The organism is Mesorhizobium sp. M0060 (assembly GCF_040323155.1).
GTDB lineage: Bacteria > Pseudomonadota > Alphaproteobacteria > Rhizobiales > Rhizobiaceae > Mesorhizobium.
This window is the reverse complement of sequence record NZ_JAMYUP010000119.1, coordinates 1-5,891: the sequence shown is the minus strand read 5'-3', so window position 1 is coordinate 5,891 and position 5,891 is coordinate 1. Positions and strand designations below refer to the sequence as shown.

Sequence of the window (5,891 nt, the reverse complement as noted above, 5' to 3'; positions counted from 1 at the left end):
GGCCGCCCCCTTCTTTTTTTTAAACCCCCCCCCCAAACCCCGGGGCGCCCTGGGGGTTTTTTTTGCCACCGGCCCCCGGGGCCCCCGGGCGGGGGGCCCCCCCGAAACTGCGAACCTACTTCTGGATGCAGGTGTCGACGGTGTCCTTGGTGCATTCGTCGAGGCCGGTGAACACCGGATCGGCGACTGGCTTGCCTTCGACCAGGTCGATCATCACCGAGGGCGCCTTGTAGCCCATCTCGAACGGCCGCTGGCCAACCAGCGCGGTCACCAGCCCGTCACGAGCAATCGCCACCTCGTCGCCGATCGTGTCGGCGGCGCCGATGACGAAGGCGTTGCTGGCGATCTTGTCGGCCATCGGCTTGAACAGGTCGCGGTAGGGCTGCGGAGCACCGAACAGCGGCCATCCGCCCATGATGCCGAAGGCATCGAGATCGGGATTGGCAGCGAGGATGTCGGTCATCGCCTGCACGCCCTTGGCGCCGTCGTCATTGGTGAACACCGGGCAGCCGGCAACTTCGGTCCAGCCGCCTTCGCCTGCCAGCGCCGCGAGGCCGTCCTTGCCCGAAAGCGCGTCACGCATGCCCTGCGCGCGGCGCAGGATGTTGTCGGCCGCCGGATTGCCTTCGATGGTGCAGATCTTGCCGCCATTCGGCTTGGCCTTCTTGATGTATTCGCCGATCTTGTGACCCATCAGGTAATTGTCGGTGCCGAGATAGGTCTTGCGCAGCGCCGCATCTTCTTTGCTGAGGTCGGCGTCGAGGGTCATGATCGGGATCGACGGATTGGCGCTTTTGATCGTCTGCGCGATCAACGGCGCGTTTGACGGCGAAATCGCCATCGCCACCGTATCGGGCTTGCTCAGCATGTCCTGGACGATCTGGGCTTCACCGGCCTCATCCGAGGTCGATGCCGGTCCGGTGTAGAAGCACTCATATTCCGAGCTGGCGTTTTCCTTGTTCCATTTCTCGCAACCCTGGTGGATGGCCTCGAAGAATGGATTGTCGAGACCCTTCACGACGATGACGAGCTGTTTCTTGGCCATAGCCGGCCCGGCACCCAACGCCATGACGGCGGCGGCAGCGAGCAATAATGATTTCCTCATGTCAGTCCTCCCTTTGAAACAAACGGACACGGCGTGCCCGCCACACACAGACCGACCCGGAGCAAGATGACAGAGGACGTCGCGCTCGTGTCGCCAAGCCAGGTCGATAAGCATTTTCATATTCAGTCTCAGACCGGCACCGACAGATACTGCTGGTTACCAAATCCCGGACCGACAAACCTTCACCGATTCCTTCCGGCAACCCCGGGGGCTCGGCGCAAGCTCCTCCGACACTTAGCTAATATCGCCTTGTCACCGACGTCAATGCTATTTGTCCTACAAAACTGATTTTTCGAAAGAGGCCGTGGTTGACGCCAAGGAGGCTTATGCGTAAATGGGCAAAATCGCTGCTTCCGGGAGGAACTGGGGAGAGCGAATGGCCGCGGCAGAACCGCAGGCCGCAAAGCACGGGGAGGCAAGAAGGCTGGTGGCGGTTCTCGAACTCACCAACATCTCGAAGCATTTTGGCGCCATCCAGGCGGTCAACGACGTTTCGTTGTCGATCGAGGCCGGACAGGTTGTCGGCCTGATGGGCGACAACGGCGCCGGCAAGTCGACGCTGGTCAAGATGATCGCCGGCAATTTCCCACCGAGCCATGGCACGATGCAGATGGACGGCAAGGAGCTGATCCTGCACAAGCCGGTGGAGGCGCGCCAGCACGGCATCGAAATCGTCCATCAGGATCTGGCGCTCTGCAACAATCTGACGGCCGCCGCCAACGTCTATCTCGGCCGCGAATTGCGCCGCGGCGTCGGGCCGCTTCGTATCCTCGACTATGCCGCGATGTACAAACGTGCCGGCCAGATCTTCGCCGAGCTGAAATCCGAAACGCGCCCGCGCGACCTGGTCAAACAAATGTCGGGCGGCCAGCGGCAAGCGGTGGCGATCGCCCGTACCATGCTTTCGCAGGCCAAGATCGTGCTGATGGACGAGCCGACGGCGGCGATCTCGGTCCGCCAGGTCGCCGAGGTGCTGAACCTGATCCGCCATTTGCGCGACCAGGGCATCGCCGTCGTGCTGATCAGCCACCGCATGCCCGACGTCTTTGACGTTGCCGACCGCGTTATCGTCATGCGGCGCGGCCGCAAGGTCGCCGACAAGACGATCGCCTCGAGTTCGCCAGAAGAAGTCACCGGGCTCATTACCGGCGCCATCGAACAGGTATGATTGGCGCCTCAACCATGAGTAAAAAAGGTCGATAATGGCAGTCACCCTTGATCAGACGATCGCGCAGAAACAGCACACTCTGCTGACCAGGGTGTTTGCCAGCCAGACTTTCTGGGTGGTGATCGCGGTCATCCTTGCCTGCCTGTTCCTGTCCGTGGCCACGGATTCCTTCGCCACGACCAAGAACCTCTACAACATCACCCGCAACATCACCTTCGTCGCCATCGTGGCGCTCGGCATGACCTTCGTCATCATCACCGGCGGTATCGACCTGTCGGTCGGCTCGGTGCTTTGCCTGTGTTCGATGGTGCTGGCGGTCACCATGCATGCCGGCTACGGCATCGAGATCGGCATTGCCGCTGCGATCGCGACAGCGCTGATCATCGGCGCCTTCAACGGCATCTTGATCGCCTATCTCGGGTTTCCGCCATTCGTCGTGACGCTCGGCATGCTGTCGATCGCACGCAGTCTTGCCATGGTCGCTTCCAACAACACCGTCGTCTTCCAGTTCGGGCCGGACCATGACAAGCTGCTGGCGCTTGGCGGCGGCGCGTGGGTGTTCGGCATCGCCAATCCGGTGCTCTACATGATCGTGCTGGCTATGATCACCGGCTTCGTGCTGCGCTGGACGAAATTCGGCCGGCACATCTTCGCCATCGGCGGCAACGAGCATGCGGCGACGCTGACCGGCGTTCCGGTGCGCCAGATCAAGGTTGTCGTCTACATGATCTCGGCACTGGCGGCGGGCCTTGCCGGCATCATCCAGACCGGCTGGCTGGGCGCGGTCACAACAAATCTCGGCAACGGCATGGAGCTTCAGGTGATCGCCGCCACCGTCATCGGTGGCGCCAACCTGGCCGGCGGCATGGGCACAGCCTTCGGCGCGGTCGTTGGCGCAGCGCTGATCGAGGTGATCCGCAACAGCCTCGGGCTGCTCGGCATCAATGCCTTCTGGCAAGGCGTGTTCATCGGCGGCGCCATCCTGCTCGCCGTGCTGTTCGACCGCATCCGCAATTTCAGGCGTAACGACTGAACTTTTCCGCCGGCGGGGCAAAGTTGCTTCGCTGGCAAAATCCTTGCTCAGCCTCGAAGGGGGTGCTGGTCGTCGGTTGCCGTCGACCGCATCGGTCTTGCCATACCGGCCTGGAAACGCTGACCTTCTTCCTATCGCCGAGTCTGAAAATCCGCCGGTGCGGCGCATGGCCGGCGCCCGGACGTGCACATGCGTCTTGACGCAAGCCCAAACTGAGCCGCACAATCGCTCGCAGCAGGCGAAGGGAGGCCAGTCGCCTGCGGGAGGATATACCCATGACGGAAGCGATCAGGCTCTACTGGGGCCGGTTCGGACATGTTTCTGTCCTGAACGTCGCCAGCGACTTCGTCACCCATGCCCATGTCGAGGCGCATATCATCATCTGGCTGGAAGGCACGGCCGGCGAGATGACCATCGGCCGCGAGACGGTGCGGCTTGGACCGGGCATCGCCGCCGGCATCAATTCATTCCAGCCGCACAGCCACGCTCTGTCCCGCGACGGCACGCCCGGCCTGTTTCTGGCCTTTTACATAGACCCGGACTGGGCACGAAGGCGCCGCGAGCTGCCTTCTTCCGCTCCACTGTTCTCAGCCCCGGCGATCACGCTCGAACCTTGGCTGCACAAGGCAGCGGCTAACCTTCTCGACCATCTTAGCGACAATGAGAGTATCGACGACATCGCCAATTACGAGATCGAGCGCTTCATCGACAGCATGCTCGACGCGGCCGACGCGGCCGCACCGCAGACGGTGCGCGCCCGCATCAACACCATGCAGGACTTCCGCGTCCGCAAGGCGATCCAGCTGATGAAAGCCAATGTCTGCGAGCGCATCTGCTTCGACGACGTGGCGCGCAGCGTCGGCCTGTCGCGGCCGCATTTCTTCGCGCTGTTCAAGGAACAGACCAATCTGACGCCCAACGTCTATTGGAACACGCTGCGCATGGAGGAAGCGGTGCGGCAGTTGCAGTGGTCGCAGGAGCCGCTGATCTCGGTCGCCTGCAATCTCGGCTTCACCACGCAAGGCAATTTCTCGCGCTTCTTCCGCGACCATGTCGGCGTCCCGCCGACGCTTTACCGCGAGGCGGCCCGGGCGATCAGCTGAGCCATTTTTAGACTGCCCGTTTTTTTCAGACTGGTTGATAGGTGTTCAAGACGCATTGATAAGCGCCGCCGAGTCCGCCGCCCTACCCTCCCAAGCAGCTAATTTGCAAGGGAACGATCATATGGCGAAAGTCACCATCTCCAGCGTCATCGACGCGCCTGTGGAAAAGGTCTGGGCGCGCATACGCGACTTCAACGGCCTGCCAAGTTGGCACCCGCGCATGGTCGAAAGCCATATCGAGGACGGCAAGGACGCCGGCGCGATCGGCTGCGTGCGCAATTTCCAGCTCGCCAGCGGCGCCCGCCTCCGCGAAAAGCTGCTCGATTTCTCCGACGAGAACTTCCTCGTCAGCTACGCCATCCTGGAGACGCCGCAGCCGCTGACCAACCACAAGTCGACGCTGCAGCTGCGGCGGGTGACCGATGGCGACCGCACCTATGCCGAATGGACCGCCAGCTTCGACGCCGCTCCCGAGGAAGCCGACAAGCTGGCCGAAGGCATGGGCGCAAACGTCTTCCAAGGCGGCTTCAACGCCCTGAAGAACCATTTCGCCGGCCAAGGTTGAACTGAATTGGGCTGACAAACAGGAGCGTTCCATGGCGCTTGCACTGCAGACTTTCCCGACGGTGAAGGACGCCGGCGCGGCGCTGAAAGCCGCCGGCACCCGTTATCTCGGCGGCGGCACGCTGGTCGTGCGCGCCGCCAATGAAGGCGATGTTTCGGTCTCCAGCCTTATCAGGTCGAGCGAACCGTCGCTGTCGGCCATCACCGTTTCCGATGGGCAAGTGCGCATCGGCGCTTCGGCAACCATGGCAGCGATCGCCCGTCACCCGGATCTCGCCACTCTTGCCGACGCCGCGCGCGCCGTTGGCGGCCCGGCGATCCGCAATATGGCGACCGTCGGCGGCAATCTTTTCGCGCCGACCCCCTATGGCGATTTCACCGTCGCGTTGCTGGCACTGGACGCGATGGTCACCACGGATGATGGCGAGCTGCCGATAGAAACCTTTCTGGCAAAGCGCGAGAGCAACCACGCCATCGTCACCTCGGTCGGCTTCACGCTTCCAAAGGAAGGCAGGTTTCGCTTCCTGAAAGTGTCGAGGGTCAAGCCGAAGGGCATCTCGGTGCTGAGTATCGCCACCGTGCTCGAGCAAACGCCGGACGGCACTGTGTCGTCAGCTCGGATCGCGCTCGGCTGCATGGCCGACAGGCCGATGCGCGCCAAGGCGGCGGAGACGGCCCTGCTCGGCCGGAAACTCACCACCGACGGCATTGCGCCGGCATTGGCTGCTGCCAATGACGGCACCTCGCCGTCCACCGATCCGATCGCCAGTGCCTGGTATCGCAACGAAGTCCTGCCGGTCCATCTCGGCCGGTTGCTGCTGGCCTGAAATTACCCGTTGGGGGGCGCGGGGGGGGGGGGCCCCCAAGCCACGCACCCCACACGCCTCGAAACAACCCACAAAATAGTTAAAAACAAAA

General features: G+C 62.6%; 6 protein-coding genes. 5 read left to right on the top strand and 1 reads right to left on the bottom strand.

What is annotated here, in order from left to right:
• Positions 1 to 115: 115 nt before the first annotated feature.
• Entirely contained in the window at positions 116 to 1,105 is a 990-nt protein-coding gene (locus tag NKJ94_RS36730) for a sugar-binding protein (RefSeq protein ID WP_023721257.1), read from the bottom strand.
• A 427-nt stretch (positions 1,106 to 1,532) separates the two neighbouring features.
• Between NKJ94_RS36730 and NKJ94_RS36725 the strand changes: the two genes are divergently transcribed.
• The 5 genes from NKJ94_RS36725 to NKJ94_RS36705 all read left to right on the top strand — a co-directional run bounded on the left by NKJ94_RS36725 (position 1,533) and on the right by NKJ94_RS36705 (position 5,800).
• Positions 1,533 to 2,273: an ATP-binding cassette domain-containing protein gene (locus NKJ94_RS36725; protein WP_473501743.1), complete on the top strand. Its 741-nt coding sequence runs from the start codon at positions 1,533 to 1,535 to the stop codon at positions 2,271 to 2,273.
• A 34-nt stretch (positions 2,274 to 2,307) separates the two neighbouring features.
• A complete protein-coding gene (locus NKJ94_RS36720) occupies positions 2,308 to 3,306 on the top strand; it encodes an ABC transporter permease (protein WP_352532591.1) in 999 nt (332 codons plus the stop codon).
• Between the two features lie 275 nt (positions 3,307 to 3,581).
• Positions 3,582 to 4,409, top strand: a complete 828-nt coding sequence (locus NKJ94_RS36715) for an AraC family transcriptional regulator (protein WP_352532589.1) — start codon at positions 3,582 to 3,584, stop codon at positions 4,407 to 4,409.
• A 121-nt stretch (positions 4,410 to 4,530) separates the two neighbouring features.
• A complete protein-coding gene (locus NKJ94_RS36710) occupies positions 4,531 to 4,974 on the top strand; it encodes an SRPBCC family protein (RefSeq protein WP_352532587.1) in 444 nt (147 codons plus the stop codon).
• 31 nt (positions 4,975 to 5,005) lie between these two features.
• A complete protein-coding gene (locus NKJ94_RS36705) occupies positions 5,006 to 5,800 on the top strand; it encodes an FAD binding domain-containing protein (RefSeq protein WP_352532585.1) in 795 nt (264 codons plus the stop codon).
• The last annotated feature ends 91 nt before the right edge of the window (positions 5,801 to 5,891 follow it).

Bases quoted from the DNA above. Each gene is read 5' to 3' on its own strand.
- NKJ94_RS36730 (WP_023721257.1), bottom strand. From the start codon at position 1,105: ATGAGGAAATCATTATTGCTCGCTGCCGCCGCCGTCATGGCGTTGGGT.
- NKJ94_RS36720 (WP_352532591.1), top strand. From the start codon at position 2,308: ATGGCAGTCACCCTTGATCAGACGATCGCGCAGAAACAGCACACTCTG.
- NKJ94_RS36715 (WP_352532589.1), top strand. From the start codon at position 3,582: ATGACGGAAGCGATCAGGCTCTACTGGGGCCGGTTCGGACATGTTTCT.
- NKJ94_RS36710 (WP_352532587.1), top strand. From the start codon at position 4,531: ATGGCGAAAGTCACCATCTCCAGCGTCATCGACGCGCCTGTGGAAAAG.
- NKJ94_RS36705 (WP_352532585.1), top strand. From the start codon at position 5,006: ATGGCGCTTGCACTGCAGACTTTCCCGACGGTGAAGGACGCCGGCGCG.